Below are 15,839 nucleotides of genomic sequence, written 5' to 3'. Positions count from 1 at the left end.
GTTGTTACCAAGCCTTTCGGTGACAAACTTAGTTGCACTTATGTAGTAAGAAAGTCGTTATACTTTCTTAACTACCTACAAAGGACACACGTACTTCGCCTAAATCCGAAAACTTCGCATAAAATGTGTCTCCAGGTTCTCCTTCAATTGCGGCAGACAGTGCTCCAGATAAAATGACTTCTCCGGCTTTTAACGTAATTCCATAGATTGATAGTTTATTTGCAAGCCATGCAACACATTTTGCTGGATCACCTAATGCTGCTGCACCAACACCTGTATTTTGCAGCACATTATTTTTATATAACGTCATGCCGATTTGCTTTATATCGATATCTGTAAGTTTCACTGCTTTATCACCTAGTACATACAGTCCAGATGAAGCATTGTCAGCAACTGTATCTGCTAATGTAATCTTCCAATCTTTGATTCTGCTATCAACAATTTCTAGTGCTGGTACAACTGCTTCTGTTGCAGCAAGCACATCCATCGTCGTAACATTCGGTCCTACTAAATCATCTTTAAGAATAAACGCAATTTCACCTTCAACCTTTGGCTGTAACACACGCGAAAATGAAATTTCTCCACCGTTCTCTACATGCATCTGGTCTAATAAATGCCCGTAATCCGGCTCGCCTACACCAAGCATATCTTGCATAGCTTTGGAGGTTAATCCAATTTTTTTCCCGGTAATACGCTGTCCTTTTTTAACTTCTTCTTCAATTGTGTGCAATTGTACTTGATATGCATCATCTATTGATAGGTCAGGAATCAGCGCAGTTACTGGCTGAACCCCTTCCCTCTTGTCCCATGCACTAGCTAAGTGTTCGGCAAGGCTTTCCGTATTAGGTGTGTATTCGGTTTTCATCAACGTTTCCTCCTAATGCTTAATCGTAATATTCGTTAATTCTGAGTAGAAGTCAAAGCTATGTGCTCCACCTTCACGCCCTAAACCACTATGTTTCATTCCTCCAAATGGAGTACGCAGATCACGTAAGAACCATGTGTTGATCCAGACCATACCAGCTTCAATTTGCGCTGCTACTCGAGTAGCACGTTTAATATCACTCGTCCACAGACTAGCACTAAGACCATAGTTTGTATCATTCACTTGCTCCAATACTTCTTCTTCCGTATCAAATGGAATAACCGTTACTACTGGGCCAAAGATTTCTTCACGCACACATCGTGAATCTTTTCCTAACCCTGTAATAATTGTCGGCTCTACGAAGAATCCTTTATCCAATCCCTCAGGAATTTTCCCACCTGTTAAGAATGTGCCACCTTCTTCTTTGGCAATTTCTAAGAAGCTAAGCACTTTTTTGTAATGTTCTTCACTTACCAATGCCCCAACTTTTGTTTCTGGATCAAATGGATCGCCTATTTTTAATTCCTTTGCTCTCGCTGCAAATTTTTCCAGGAACTCATCGTAAATCGAACGTTCTACGTAAATTCTTGATCCACACAAACAAACTTCACCTTGATTAATAAAACTAGAACGCATCGTTGTATCGATTACATCATCGATATCTGCATCTGCAAAAATAATATTGGGATTTTTCCCACCAAGCTCAAACGATAATTTCTTGATGGTTGGTGCTGCTGCCTTCATAATTGCAGTACCAGTAATCGTCTCACCAGTAAATGCTATCGCATCAACATCATCATGCGATGTAATTGCTGCGCCTGTTTCACCTTTACCATGAACCATATTTACTACACCAGCAGGTACACCAGCATCCGTACAAATCTGTGCTAACACCGTTGCTGTCATTGGTGTTACTTCCGATGGTTTCATAACAACTGTATTCCCTGCTGCTAGTGCTGGCGCAAGCTTCCAAGTCATTAGAAGCAACGGTAAATTCCATGGATTAATTAATCCGACAACACCGACTGGGCGGCGAATTGCATAGTGCAACGCTATATCATCCTGTTGGTAAGCCTCCGTCCCAACTGTTGTCATGTAATCAGCAAAGAAATGAAAATTGTATGCTGCACGATCAATATCAACCTTTTTTGAAAGCCATAATGGCTTACCTGTATCTAGCGATTCAAGTGTTGCTAATTCCTCTTTTCTTTCTAAAATCAAATCACCTATTTTCCGGATGATAGCAGAGCGTTCTCTAACTGGCATGTTCCCCCATTCGCCTTTAAGTGCCTTTCTTGCAACACCAACTGCATAATCTACTTCTTCTTTACCACCTTCCGCAACAACCCCTAACACCTCTTCTGTTGCTGGGTTAACATTCTCAAATGTCTTTCCATCTTTTGATTGCAAATACTCCCCATTAATATAGTGAGAGCAATCGATTGGTTTTACGTTTGGCTTTGTTTCTGTTGTTTGCATGTAAAATTCCTCCTTTATTTACTGGAAACGTATACATTATTCATCGAAATTATCTATAGGATAAATAAGTACTCCTACAAAAAACGAAGAACTTATTTATCTGCTTAAAATTAGTATAGAGGTGTTACTAAAATGAAAAAAGGCCACAGTTCCTTTATGCGGAACAAATGAAAATTATTAAATAATAAATGAAACACATATTTTAGTTAGCGCTATCATTTACTTGTACATAAAGGTTTTTTACTGATATGATAATAAACAAATTAGTTCTCTTATACAGAACAAAGAAAAAATCGGAGGGTGAAAAGAAGCAATGTCTAAAGTAAAGGGTGGTCCACAAATTCTTTCTTCCGTTCGAAATGCTCTGCGCATACTCAAAAGTTTTTCAACCTTTGAACCGACAAAAAGAGTTAGTGAGCTGGCAGAATCTTTAGGTTTGGCGAAGAGTACCGTAAGCAGACTACTCGCTACACTAGCAAGTGAAGGCTTTGTGATAAAAGATGAAAATACCAATGCTTATCGATTAGGTTTATCTGTTCTTACCTTAGGTGGAATTATTACAAATGATTTAGAGATTCATAAGGAGGCAGCACCCGTTTTATACAAACTTGTGAATGATACAGGTGAAACGGCACATTTAGCCATTTTAGATGGGCTGGATACAATTTATATTCATAAAGAAGAATGCAATCATCCCGTTCGCATCCTGACCCACCTTGGCAGAAGAAACCCGTCCTATTGTACAAGTTCAGGCAAAGTCCTGCTAGCTTTTAGTGAACCAAAGATTGTTGATAAGGTGATTGCCGTAGGGTTGATAAAGCATATGCATAATACCATTACGAACCCAGAACTATTGCAAAGCGAACTGGAAACGATTCAAAAGCAAGGATACGCAGTTAGTACTGAGGAGTTAACAGAAGGTACAAGATCTGTTGCTGCGCCAATTCGTGACTATACTGGCCAAGTTGTTAGCGCTATTACAGTAGTTGGTCCTATCCAGAGAATGACTGATCATAAGATTACTCGAATAGCTAAGAAGGTAATGGAAGCAGGAAACGAAGCTTCAGAACGACTAGGATATGATGAGCGATATTTTAAGCGGTTGAGGAGTTAATTTTTAATCGATTGTGGTTTAGCGTTTTGAAATATGGTTTGGGCTTTAGGGCGGATTACCGAGCAATAAATAGACAGAGTGGAGCCCTTGAAGCTTTTCTTAAGCAAGCTTAGGCATTAGATCAGAGCTCTCAAATTCTCATCCTGAGCGCTAAATTTAAACGATTCACAATCAAGAATCTCCCATATAAAGAAGCATGGCACACTACTGCCATGCTTCTTTTCATGCTTGCACAATTTTCTTCGTATAACGATTTTCCACTTTAGGCAATCGAGGTTTTCACGTAATGTATCATCTTCATATTCTAGGTTGTTGATGGGGAGTTTAATGAAACGATTGGATTTATGTTGGAGCACTAGCTAGATGAGCAGAGTTATCGTCTGATAATAACGGGCTGTCACGAATCAAATTAAAGCGGTAAAGTCTTAAGGTGTAAAATCTCTTACATAAAAAAAAGCCATAAGTTCGAATGGCTTTACACGCATTCTCACTTACAGCTCCTGCTATTATTCTAAATTACATATACAAAGATACTACTTTTCTACATTATTAAATGGCGACGATGGAGCTGCTGTCCATTCTGTCATAGAACCAAAAAAGGCGAGTCAATCGCCTATTCCGCTAATCCCCATACTGCATATATTGTAATGAATCTAATGTCCTTGCCAATATAATTTTATTAAGGGAGAGAAATATTAAGATGAACAATCAAGAACAATCTAACTATAATGGTGATTATCGATTTCATCAGCAGCCTTCCTATCCGCAGTTACCTACTAATCTCCAGCAGCAAACACTTACTATAATAAATCCAGCTGTTAGTCATGGATTACGGGAAGCCCAACATCTCGGTTTTCAGCATGCATTAACAGAAGCAGTTGCTATTGGGTATTTGATGGGAAGAGGATATGGTTATCATACTGCTTGGCGTATGGTGGAATCCTGGTGGAGACCACACGGAACTCCATTACCTACTCCGTATTAACGCAAAGTGAGTTTTTTAGAAAAGCCGCTGCAAGGAACCATTTTCGTTCATTGCAGCGGCTTTTACTTGTTCCTATTCGACATATTCAGTCAAAACTCGTGGAGTGACTGTAATTAGCCTCCTAATAGCTTAGCCCATGTCCAAGTTTATAAACATTTCCATCGCTATCTTTGTATGCATAGCTTAGTCCTTCAGGCATATACTTGTCCTTATCATAGCCTGGTACGTCATTTCTAGATACAGATTCGCCATTTTGATAAACTGCGATTACATCTTCACTTGCTGGTAATGTCAATGGAAGCACACCTGTTGGTTTTGTATTTCCTGCAAGTACTTCAAGTTGTGCATTATAGAAAGTATCATATCCAGCAACTAATGCGTCTGCTAATGGTTCAATACTTCCCAGGATCCATGGCAATGTCACGTTAACACTCATTACCACTTTTCCACCACGACCATGAATATTTTCTGCTACTGCTTGAAGATGATCCATACCAGTTAATGTAGTTTCTTGATATAATGATCCATCCAAACTTGATAATACTTTATCTTCGCAAATTTCAAGCTCTAGTAAACCTGGAGTCGCGTTGAAATAAGCACCAGATTTTGGATGTAAGAACATAATTGCTACGTCAGCTTCTTCGTAGTTGTCAGTCAATGTATAATGACCAAGCTCTTGACATTCTTTTCTTGCCTTTTCTGTGTAAGCAGCAGCTCTTTCAGATTCTTTGTGTAATACCTCCACATAAACCTTTTTATCATTTAGCTTGTCAGCTGTTAAAGGTAATGTTTCGTTTTGGTTTTTAAGAATCGTTACAGATTTTTTATGTGCTTCATAAGCAGCATCCCAGTTAGCTTGGTTACTAATTACAGATGTAGCTAATTCTGGTGAATTATACGTACGGTCATCGAAAAGACCTAAAGTAAACATTTCTGTAAGAAGTCTTACGTTCGCTTCATTAATACGTTTTTCACTAATCCATCCTTTAGTAATTGCCAGTTTAAGGTTTTCAATGTCGTTTGTATCAGCAACGATATCTGTACCAGCGTTAACTGCTTTGGCAAACCGTTCAGCCTCACTTAATTCTTCAACGCCCCAGCTCATATTATTTATAATACCACTGTCACTATTGATATAGCCTTCAAATCCAAGTTCTCCTCTAAGAATATGATTGAGGAAATAATGATTAAATGCGAAGCCTACCTCTTCGAAAGGAATGTCTTCACCTTCGAACTCTTGTACCACACTCTTCTTAATACTTGGAATAGAGTAATACGGCATGATAGACGATGTTCCACTTTCTACCGCTGCTCTAAACGGAGGCAGGTGATACTTTTCTAAGCTTCCTGGAGTTGGATATAGATTCCATTTTCCTTCTGCATAATGCGGGTCAAATCCATTTTCCCTTGCTCCACCACCTGGGAAATGCTTCGTTGTCATTGCAATACTGTCTTTCCCTAGTTCCTCACCTTGGAATCCTTTGATAAGACGAGTGATTGCATCCGAAATAAATTCTGGATCTTCTCCAAAAGTACCATAAATTCGCTGCCATCTTGGATCTGTTACCGTATCCGCCATGTACATATAACCTTTTCTGATACCAGTAGCATCCCACTCTTCACGAGCAATTCTTGCAAATTCACTAATTAGAGATGCATCTCCGCCGTTTTTGATATCTCCCTTTGCTGCAGCTGCAAGTCCTAGTGTTCCAGGCCAAGTAGAGAAAATCCCAGCAGCATCATTCATACCAAAAATGGGCTCTGCATTTTCATTACGAGAATTCGATGCAATCAAGTTAGGTATACCTAAACGTGTCGCTTCCGCAACTTCATTCATTTTATTAATCCACTCTGCCGTTTCAGCTGGACTAAAGTTGTCTCTTAAAATGAAATGTCGTAAATTCCTTTTCTCAATCGTATGTGTTGTTCCATATACTTTTGAAGTAGCGAAAATACTTTCTCCCTTTTCGACAATCGCCTCATCTAAAATACCATCATGACTTGTCTTTTCCTTATCTTCTTGAGAAAGTCCCATTCTACGGGTATTGATCAGCATCATCCCGACCTTTTCATCAATATTCATCAATGAAACGAGGTTTTCCGCACGCTCTTTTGGACTTAGTCGCCAATCTTCATATGGATCTAGTTTCCCATCGTTATTCAGATCTTTAAATTTCAATCCATCAACTTCAATGATGTTTTTGACTCTAACTTCTAATTCTGGTTGTTTTTGATTCTCTGCCACTTTAATTCCTCCAGTACATAATCTTCCACTATTAATCATATTGTTACCGCTTTAATCACAGTTATGATAGAGAAGTTGAATTTCACTTATATAAATTGATACTTGTATACATTGATTTGTTCCAATTAGTAGAAATGTCTACCGTTTACAAAACGTGATTTTATTAATACATTGGGGAAAATCTAAGCTTTGAAAAAGCCGATATATCTTCCTTTATTATTAATGAAATTGTTATCGCTTTCTGTTACAGTATCATTATAACAGCAAAAAAACAAAAATAAATAACATTTATTGCTAAAATTATTGTAAATGTTGCTGTTTGAAAGGAAACTAATCCATGAAAAAGCCCATTCTTATTCCTGTAGTGAATCAAGGATTTGAAATAAACTATCTCAACCCCAAAAATCAATCAAACGATTGGCACAAGAAATTTAACAACTCTGCAGAGATGTTTTCCCAATTGGAGTCTTTGTTCCAGCTGCATATGCATGATGTGCTGGAAATTCTTATATTTTTAGAGGGAGAGTGTGAGTTCTTTTGTGAAGGGAAGACGTATCATCTAAAGAGAGGCGATGTCGTCGTGATTCCTCCCTACGCTGTTCACCGCGCTATTGTTAAGGACATTGATAGCTACGAGCGCATTATTGTTAGCATTAGTGAGGACTTAATGGAAGACTTCATATCAAGTTCACCCGCCTTGCAAGAGAATATTATTTTACAAAAAACACAAGGCTCCTATGTACTGCATTTGCACTCCCAAAACTTTGAAGATGCAATCTCTTTAGTAGATGAAATTGTTAATCAAATGAACAGTGGGCAAAAAGCGTATTCCTTTGCATTGCATTACCAGCTATTCCAGATGCTTCAAGTCATCTATAATCCTGAAATTAGTAAGCCAAATTTTAGTAAAAAGGATGAGCTGGATAACAGGTTTGTGTCGGTGCTGGATTATATTGAAACGTATTTAACCGATCCAGAATTAAGCTTAGATAAAGTATCGAATCATTTTCATTTAAATAAATACTATTTCTCTCACTATTTCAAGAAAAATATGAATCTTCCCTTTTATCGTTACGTTTCATTAAAGCGACTATCTTTTGCCGTGACGATGATTAAACAAAATCAAATTTCAATGGAGAAAATTGCGCTTGATTGCGGATTTCATGATTACTCGAGTTTTTATCGACTATTCAAAAAGGAATATAACCTCTCACCCAAAAAATTTCAAAGGGAATATAAGGGTTTGTATTAAGTTGATGAGAAAATAGTGGTACTAGGAACAAAGGCAGTTGCTGCAACGGCTTTTTAAGAATTATCATACTCTATTCTTCAAATACTTTAATAGTGAAGTTTTATAATAAGCATTGGAGACTTGTCCAATGCTTATTATTTTTTCTATCTTTACTGCAGATGAAAAATTAGAACCCATTTTCCACTAACCATTTCATAATGATTTCTTCTCTTTTCTGTATATCACCATGCTGAGGGCTATACTTACTCATTTTCTTCTCTGCGAAAATATTTCCATCTACCATAAACAATACTCTTTCAGTTTTGGCTGCCACCTTAGCATCATGCGTAACGAGCATAATCGTTGTACCTTTACTATTAATCTCTGCCAGAATGTTCATAATGTCTACGGAGGATTTGGAATCTAATGCTCCGGTTGGTTCATCTCCAAATAGGATATCCGGATCATTGATCAATGCTCTGCAGATTGCAACTCTCTGCAGCTGCCCGCCGGAGGCTTGAGTGATTTGATTATCAGCAAGTTTTTCAATACCCGTCATTTCCATCAGCATTTTTGCTTTTTTATACACCGCATTTTTATCCGCATCTTTTGAGACAAGAGCAGGAAACATAACATTGTCAATCAAAGACAGATTCTTTAATAGATTAATATCCTGAAAAATAAATCCCATATGACTTAATCGAATCTTCGCCAGTTCTTCTTCTTTTAGGCTACTGATTTCACTGCCCTTAAATTTTACACTGCCGGAAGAAATGCGATCCATTCCACTTACATTGTAAAGTAGTGTGGATTTCCCGCTTCCAGATGGTCCCATGACCGATACGAATTCACCTTCTTCTATATCCAAGTTGACATCCTTCAAGATATGAAGCTCATTCTCTTTTCCCAATGCTACTTTTTTGTTCATATTTTTTGCTTCTACTATATTGCTCATCTATATTCCTCCCATGCCAAATATTAATATCAAAGTCTATTTCCACAGAGGGTCCTGGAATGCTTTCTTACAGTTGGTGTCTATAGGCAGGACATTTCTTCCGTATCAGCAGAAATAGCCCCTGCCAGTGCATTTCAGTACTGTTAACTTCTTAAAACGACAGATAAATCATCTTTTACGGCTACCTTACAGGACATAAATATCATCAATCCCACAGCTATAACCAGTACTAACGGGCATAGCAGCCAAGTCTGCCATACAATATGAACAAATTCAATTTTTGCGGCTCCCATAGAGGACATGGCGATACTTACCAGAAACTCCCCTAGATAATTAGAAACCAGCACACCAAGTATGATTCCGAATAGGAGGACCATCATCGTTCCTGCCATATATTGATGACTAATTTGATTTGAAGTTAATCCCAAACCTCGCATGATGGCAATCTGAGACATATCCTTAGATAATAGCATTCGAAGGAATAATGCCGTGATTAATACAGCTATAATGATCGCGATGGCGATCCCGCCTACCACTACGGTACCCATCTGCTCTATGATATTTCCAAGCGTCTGTTGCGTATATTCTTTAATATCATTTACCTGCGCCGTGCTATAAGCATTCTGGTAGGAATCCATTTTCTCATGGATATCAACACCGTCGGCCAAATCAATACTCACAATATACCAAAGTACGGCCTCTTCATTTACACCAAGACTCGTATGTGCCTTTGCTGTTTTCCCCCCATTCGTAATATCCTGATAAATACCCGTAACTATTAAAGTCTGTTCTTCCCCGCCAGCCATTACGGTTACTTCATCTCCTACTTTCTTGTTTAATCCGTCCTTTGCGGCATTGGCAAAGGAAAGCGAGATTTCCCCTTCACCCTCCGGTGCTCTTCCTTCCAGATATTTTAATGGAAATACGGAAAAATCTCCGGTTTCAATATTAATATAGTCAAAGGAACCTTCCGCATTTTTGACCTGGTAGGAACTTGTGATGTAGGGTGCAAACTTTTCAATATCATCATCATTTTTCAGCTCTTCCTGCAGTTTTATAAAATCTTCTGTAATACTCTCTGTTCTTCGAAGATCGATTCTCATGTCATGTTTTCCTATTCCCATATATGTGGAAAATCCCGGTGAATTTATCGTGTTGTAAATATTTACAGGGAGAATGATTATAAACGTACATACGATAAAAATAACAAACAGCAGTCTGTATAATTTGAATCGTTTCCATACATCCCTTAACCCCATATAAATATTAGTGCTGAGGAATTTGTTCTTCAACAGCGGGAGAGTGTATTTTTGGTTCTTTCCGCGTTCCATAGAATCTTGCCGCAATGCTTCTACCGCGGAAATCTTATCGATTCTTTTCAGTACTTGCTTGCAGTAAAGCACAATCATGAAATATACCAATAATGGCGCTATAAGTGATAGTACATATTTTAAGTTTCCTGATAAATCGGACGATATGTAAAGTCTCATATTACCGTTTAACAGATTTACCGCTGTAAAGGAAAACAGATAACCGATAATTCCGGCTGCTACTGAGATGACTCTGTATTTGTTAAGATAGACCTTTTTTATATCTTTTTTGGATATTCCCATTGCTTTCATAACACCGATTTCTCTAATATCTTCATCAATCGTTGCCAGAAATGTAAGTCTGATACAGAGCGAAGCAATCACAATAAGTAGAATACTAATAAATATAATGACAATCGCAACCGCCATATCTGACATAGCATTAAACATCATAAATATTTTACCTTCCAATATAGGACCGTTTGCCGGAAGACCTGCTTCGTTATAGGCATTCTGAACAACAGCAGAATCCCCGTTTTCATTCAGCTTAAATTCGATCAGATATTCCAGTTCCCCAGCCTGCATTTCAAGCATTTCATCATAGTCATTCTGATTTATCACAAACCGTTTCGAAGAAGTAAGAGAAGCGTTCATCTCATAATCTCTTGCATAATCTGAAATGACAAACTCGATCTCATACTCACCGCCTTTCACCGTAATCGCATCACCTATTTTTAAGTCATACTGCTGCATGAAATAAACAGGAACCGCAACAAAACCTTCCCTTACATCCAGCTTTTCATTATCCAGATCCAATATAAAATCGAAATTCTTATTCTGTACAACAAATGAAATATCCTGTATAGTCCCAGCCATAGATTGATTTTGTCCAAAATGAATATTGCTTCCATCAATATTCTGAAGAACCATCGTCTCCTGCATCGCTATATGATCACTGGATAGTTCTGCGAATTGGTCAATTTCTGCTTGGTCGTATTCTCCGGCATGCATCACCGTAATGTCAGCTGGGACTGCACTCTCCTGAAAATCTGACATCCCCTGAATAAGATTGGCAATATTATTTATGGCAGTTGCTGCCAAAATAACTGCCATAGTGATAAATAAAAATACTGAAATTGTTACCGTTTTCTGCCTGATGAAATCATTCTTTACAATTTTAAAAAACAAAATCGTCCCCCCTTTATATACATGCTGTTTCTTAGTAGACTTAACCCGAATGATTGTTTAAAGTACAGAATAATCATACAAAACGGCATTTATTGGGTAAACCCGCTTGAGTCTAATTATTTACTAAGCCCTCAGCCCTATTTTACAAAGTTGACTATTAGCAGATATTAGAACCAATAAAATCTTCCATCCTTGACATAGTTTTTAGCACTTCATTCCTTTTGGATGATCGGTTGAAGTTGTAACAAATAATGGAAAGAAAAAGATGGCGAATAAGGAATTAGCAACGTATCTCGGAGGGGACATGGTTACGGTGCGCAAAATGGCACGGTTGAATGGGATACCGCGCTTTCATATTTGCAGTTAGCCATAAACTATACCCTCCTTTCCCCTAAAAATCTCACTGATATTATAGCAAATTATTTGATATTTCTAACATTAATTACACATCACCATATTAGCTTATAAAGTGTCGATCAAGTAATTTGTATCTCGCAAGTGCAAAGTAAGCCAAATAACATTAGTACTTGTTTACATTTACTTAATTTGCTAAAATAACTTACGACCGTTCGTTCATTGGAGGATCGATTTAATTGAAAAGCGATGAAATTAAAGATGCAGCATTAAAATATTTCACTATTCATGGATATGAAGGTGCGTCACTTTCACAAATAGCAGAGGAAGTTGGCTTGAAAAAGCAATCCATCTACACTCATTTTGATGGAAAGGATGATTTATTTCTGCAAGTATTACGCGATGCAAAAGAAATGGATCTATCTTCAACACTTCAATATTTTGATAAAATTGATGTAAATAATCCAGAAATGGCTCTATACGGGTATCTGCGATTGAGCATCGACCTGTTTCAAAAAGATGAACAGCTAAAGTTTTGGCTGCGTATGTCCTTTTTCCCGCCAGCCCATTTAGAAAAATTAATCGAACAAGAAGTTATTGATATTGAGGAAAAAGAGCGGGCAATTCTGCGAGAGAAATTTCAGGAATGGATTAATGCTGAATTAATCATTGACGATACAGCATTAACACTGACCTTCGCGTATTTAGGTGTTGTCGATTCTATTTTGCTTGAGCTTGTCTATGGAAATAATGAGAAAAAATTACAGGCAAAATTAGCAGCCTCTTGGAAAGTTTTTTGGCGAGGTATTTCACATCAATAATCCATATAGAAAGAGGTGCTAATATATGAAGAAACCTATTAAAGAACAAAAAATGGTATTTATTATTCTATTAAGCAATTTATTTCTTGCCTTTTTAGGAATTGGACTCATCATCCCCGTTATGCCATCATTTATGAATATCATGCACTTAACAGGAAGTACAATGGGCTATCTTGTAGCTGTATTTGCTGTAGCACAACTAATTACATCACCATTCGCAGGTCGGTGGGTTGACCGTTATGGCAGAAAGAAAATGATCATTATTGGTTTATTTATTTTCGGACTTTCTGAACTTATTTTTGGTGCTGGAACGAATGTATTCGTGCTTTACCTTGCAAGGGTTCTTGGAGGTATGAGTGCTGCATTCATTATGCCAGCTGTTACTGCTTATGTAGCAGATATTACATTTGAGCAAGAAAGGGCAAAAGCTATGGGCTATATTTCTGCAGCCATCAGCACTGGTTTTATCATAGGACCAGGGATTGGCGGGTTTATCGCAGAATATGGTATCCGCATGCCCTTCTTCTTTGCGGCAGGTCTTGGTTTTTTAGCATGTATTTCATCGATATTTATATTGAAAGAGCCGCTGACGAAAGAAGAACTTGGAAATATTTATGCTGAATCAGGGGAGACAAACTTTATCGGCGATATTAAAAAATCTCTTCATCCAAACTACTTTATTGCTTTTATTATTGTATTTGTACTCGCATTCGGTTTGTCAGCATATGAGACTGTATTCAGTCTTTTTGCAGATCATAAATTTGGCTATACACCGAAAGATATTGCAACCATTATTACAGTAAGCTCAATTGTTGGCGTAGTTGTTCAAGTATTTATATTTGGAAAAATGGTTGAAGTGCTCGGTGAAAAGAAACTGATTCAATTATGTTTAGTTGTCGGTGCTGTTCTTGCGGTAGCATCGGCTGTAATTACCAGCTACTTGACAGTCCTTCTAGTCACTTGCTTCATTTTCCTTGCATTTGATCTGCTTCGTCCGGCATTGACGACATTTTTATCGAAAATTGCTGGAAAAGAACAAGGATTTGTAGCTGGAATGAACTCAACTTATACAAGTCTAGGGACCATCTTTGGTCCGATGATGGCTGGAGTATTATTTGACGTAAACATCCATTATCCTTATCTTTTTGCTGCGGTTGTTATGGTTTTAGCATTTGGGATTACAGTTGTATGGAAAGAAAAACGATTGACTGAAAGTATAGTGAAATAATATATTAGCACAAATGACAATCAATAAAGATCAGGATTCTTTCAAAAGGAAATCTTTAAACTCGAATATTACCTTGCCCCCTATTCATATGGGGGTTTTTTTTGTTTTCTGTATATTCACCAAACAAAAGGGGAAAGTACTAGCAGGAAATCTCTCTCAGAATTCATTAGTGGAGGAACATTATGGAAAAAAAGAAATGGGACTTATTTGCTCTGGCATCTATACCGTTAGCCATGACATTGGGAAATTCCATGTTTATACCAGTCTTGCCAGTTATTGAAAAGGAGATCGGTATTTCTGCTTTTCAATCAAGCTTAATTATCACTGTGTACTCGATTATCGCCATTTTGCTTATACCAATAGCCGGCTACTTATCTGACAGAATAGGCAGAAAAAAAGTAATCATCCCTAGTTTAATTATTTCTGCAATTGGCGGAATTGTTTCCACCTGGGCAGCCTGGAGAGGGGAAGATCCATTTATGCTTATTCTGGTTGGCAGGTTTTTGCAGGGGGCAGGAGCGGCAGGAGCTTTTCCAGTTGTTATACCTACTGTCGGCGATATGTTTAAAGATGAAAAGGAGATGAGTCACAGCTTAGGGATCATTGAAACTTCAAATACATTTGGAAAGGTTTTAAGTCCCATCTTTGGAGCAGTACTTGCAGCGTGGATCTGGTATCTACCCTTTGCCTCTGTCCCAGTACTTTCTGTCATATCCTTGCTTCTGATTCTTAAATTCGTAAAGGTACCTAAAGACAACGAAGAAAGTAAGAAAAAGAGCATTCGGGACTTTATAGATGAAATGAAAGAAACCTTCCATCATAATGGCCGGTGGCTGACGGCAGTGTTTATAATCGGCTGTTTAAATATGTTTATTCTTTTTAGTTTCTTATTTCATCTATCTTCACTCTTAGAGGACGATTATGATATTACTGGTGTTGTAAAGGGGGTTGTACTCGCTGTACCACTGCTTTTTCTCTGTATTTCCTCATATATTTGCGGCAAGAAAATTGGTGGTAAAAAAACTGTAATGCGTTCTGTTATCTTAATAAGCAATGGAGGAGGAGCTGCAGCATTAGCTTTTATTAATAAGGATCTAGGACTTTTCTTAATGATACTTTTACTAACCATAACCAGCATTGGGATTGGTCTGTCCCTGCCTTGCCTTGATACCTTAATAACGGCTGGCATCGCGAAAGAAGAAAGAGGAACAATCACTTCTTTTTATAGCAGCATGCGCTTTTTAGGTGTTGCAGCTGGACCTCCAGTTACTGCCCTATTATTAGAAAATAACTTCAATCATATATACCTTATTTTTGCTGCCTTAAGTATGATTGCTGCTCTTTTAGCCTTTTGGGCAATAAAACCCGAGAAGAAAGTAGAGGAGGTCTTGGCGCAGTCATAAGTTTCTTATAATAAAGTAAACTTCAATTATCGGGGATTCCTGATCTCCCTTTATATATGGCATAGTAAAAGGAGCAGATTATGCTTTCTGCTCCTTTTTAACAATAATTGTGTTTCAATAACCCTTTATAAAACCGTATGTTATTATACTGAAAAGAAAGTTAAGCCGGTGACTTTTGGGTTTTCCCAGTTGAAATTAAATATCTGTGAGTAAAATATTCTATTATACCTAGCAAAAAACCGATTAAAACCGCTCCTAGAAAGGTAACTGACGCATTCCATAGAAAGTTAGAGAGAAAATAAACAATCAAAACAGAGACTACAAAATGTGCTGCAACGCTAAGCCATAAATTCCCTCTTCTTAATATAAAATACTCCATTGCCACTCCAACTAATGCAAGTACTAATCCAACAACAATCGCCTGCCATAATAATCCATAGTCTACACCGGGAAATAAATACATAGCAACTATAACGGCAATTGGACAAGCAAAGATTTTTAATATCAGGCTAGTCAGTTTTAGCACCTCCTTAGAGTTTAATTTCTCCCATTAAAATAGCGTTTTATTCTATCATTAGCTCAATATAGAGTTGCGTCTACAGCTGTTACTCCTGTCACATTAATATTCCAGACATTAGATACCATATAAAAATATACACCA

At 37.6% G+C, this 15,839-nt stretch carries 12 protein-coding genes; 6 read left to right on the top strand and 6 right to left on the bottom strand.

Translation table 11 applies throughout. From position 1 onward, the window contains the following. Positions 1-67: 67 nt before the first annotated feature. Together CUC15_RS03670 and CUC15_RS03665 are read right to left on the bottom strand one after the other, a co-directional pair. Entirely contained in the window at positions 68-865 is a 798-nt protein-coding gene (locus tag CUC15_RS03670; protein WP_114915411.1) for a 2-keto-4-pentenoate hydratase, read from the bottom strand. Between the two features lie 12 nt (positions 866-877). Then, entirely contained in the window at positions 878-2,344 is a 1,467-nt protein-coding gene (locus tag CUC15_RS03665; RefSeq protein WP_114915410.1) for an aldehyde dehydrogenase, read from the bottom strand. Positions 2,345-2,657: 313 nt separating this feature from the next. Here CUC15_RS03665 and CUC15_RS03660 point away from each other — a divergent pair, with 313 nt between their 5' ends. Together CUC15_RS03660 and CUC15_RS03655 are read left to right on the top strand one after the other, a co-directional pair. Further along, complete coding sequence (locus tag CUC15_RS03660) at positions 2,658-3,458, top strand: IclR family transcriptional regulator (protein ID WP_114915409.1); 801 nt, start codon at positions 2,658-2,660, stop codon at positions 3,456-3,458. 700 nt (positions 3,459-4,158) lie between these two features. Beyond that, positions 4,159-4,443 carry a hypothetical protein gene (locus CUC15_RS03655; protein ID WP_114915408.1) on the top strand — a complete coding sequence of 95 codons (285 nt, stop codon included), beginning with the start codon at positions 4,159-4,161 and terminating at the stop codon, positions 4,441-4,443. Positions 4,444-4,564: 121 nt separating this feature from the next. Here CUC15_RS03655 and CUC15_RS03650 read toward each other — a convergent pair whose 3' ends face one another. Then, positions 4,565-6,688 carry a glycoside hydrolase family 3 protein gene (locus CUC15_RS03650; protein WP_114915407.1) on the bottom strand — a complete coding sequence of 708 codons (2,124 nt, stop codon included), beginning with the start codon at positions 6,686-6,688 and terminating at the stop codon, positions 4,565-4,567. Positions 6,689-7,025: 337 nt separating this feature from the next. On the opposite strand from CUC15_RS03650, the gene CUC15_RS03645 reads away from it, so the two are divergent. Continuing rightward, on the top strand, positions 7,026-7,940 hold the full coding sequence (locus CUC15_RS03645) for an AraC family transcriptional regulator (protein WP_114915406.1): 915 nt from the start codon (positions 7,026-7,028) through the stop codon (positions 7,938-7,940). A gap of 166 nt (positions 7,941-8,106) precedes the next feature. Here the strand turns inward: CUC15_RS03645 and CUC15_RS03640 are convergent, their stop codons facing one another. Then, positions 8,107-8,874, bottom strand: a complete 768-nt coding sequence (locus tag CUC15_RS03640) for an ABC transporter ATP-binding protein (RefSeq protein ID WP_114915405.1) — start codon at positions 8,872-8,874, stop codon at positions 8,107-8,109. Between the two features lie 143 nt (positions 8,875-9,017). Next, complete coding sequence (locus CUC15_RS03635; protein WP_114915404.1) at positions 9,018-11,372, bottom strand: ABC transporter permease; 2,355 nt, start codon at positions 11,370-11,372, stop codon at positions 9,018-9,020. A gap of 593 nt (positions 11,373-11,965) precedes the next feature. Here CUC15_RS03635 and CUC15_RS03630 point away from each other — a divergent pair. From CUC15_RS03630 to bcbE, 3 genes are all read left to right on the top strand, one after another. Then, a complete protein-coding gene (locus tag CUC15_RS03630) occupies positions 11,966-12,547 on the top strand; it encodes a TetR/AcrR family transcriptional regulator (protein ID WP_114915403.1) in 582 nt (193 codons plus the stop codon). A gap of 25 nt (positions 12,548-12,572) precedes the next feature. After that, complete coding sequence (locus CUC15_RS03625; RefSeq protein ID WP_114915402.1) at positions 12,573-13,775, top strand: MFS transporter; 1,203 nt, start codon at positions 12,573-12,575, stop codon at positions 13,773-13,775. A gap of 182 nt (positions 13,776-13,957) precedes the next feature. Further along, positions 13,958-15,178: a bacillibactin exporter BcbE gene (bcbE, locus tag CUC15_RS03620; RefSeq protein WP_114915401.1), complete on the top strand. Its 1,221-nt coding sequence runs from the start codon at positions 13,958-13,960 to the stop codon at positions 15,176-15,178. 160 nt (positions 15,179-15,338) lie between these two features. Here the strand turns inward: bcbE and CUC15_RS03615 are convergent, their stop codons facing one another. Then, a complete protein-coding gene (locus CUC15_RS03615) occupies positions 15,339-15,704 on the bottom strand; it encodes a DUF2512 family protein (RefSeq protein WP_242985936.1) in 366 nt (121 codons plus the stop codon). Positions 15,705-15,839 lie beyond the last annotated feature (135 nt).

It is taken from the genome of Oceanobacillus zhaokaii, assembly GCF_003352005.1.
Lineage (GTDB): Bacteria > Bacillota > Bacilli > Bacillales > Amphibacillaceae > Oceanobacillus > Oceanobacillus zhaokaii.
Note: the sequence above shows the minus strand (reverse complement) of the source record. Positions and strands in the feature narration are given on the sequence as shown.

What these genes read in the sequence shown, in the direction of transcription:
- CUC15_RS03645 (WP_114915406.1), top strand. Translation starts at nt 7,026, where the DNA reads ATGAAAAAGCCCATTCTTATTCCTGTAGTGAATCAAGGATTTGAAATA.
- CUC15_RS03660 (WP_114915409.1), top strand. Translation starts at nt 2,658, where the DNA reads ATGTCTAAAGTAAAGGGTGGTCCACAAATTCTTTCTTCCGTTCGAAAT.
- CUC15_RS03640 (WP_114915405.1), bottom strand. Translation starts at nt 8,874, where the DNA reads ATGAGCAATATAGTAGAAGCAAAAAATATGAACAAAAAAGTAGCATTG.
- CUC15_RS03670 (WP_114915411.1), bottom strand. Translation starts at nt 865, where the DNA reads ATGAAAACCGAATACACACCTAATACGGAAAGCCTTGCCGAACACTTA.
- CUC15_RS03655 (WP_114915408.1), top strand. Translation starts at nt 4,159, where the DNA reads ATGAACAATCAAGAACAATCTAACTATAATGGTGATTATCGATTTCAT.
- CUC15_RS03625 (WP_114915402.1), top strand. Translation starts at nt 12,573, where the DNA reads ATGAAGAAACCTATTAAAGAACAAAAAATGGTATTTATTATTCTATTA.
- CUC15_RS03665 (WP_114915410.1), bottom strand. Translation starts at nt 2,344, where the DNA reads ATGCAAACAACAGAAACAAAGCCAAACGTAAAACCAATCGATTGCTCT.
- bcbE (WP_114915401.1), top strand. Translation starts at nt 13,958, where the DNA reads ATGGAAAAAAAGAAATGGGACTTATTTGCTCTGGCATCTATACCGTTA.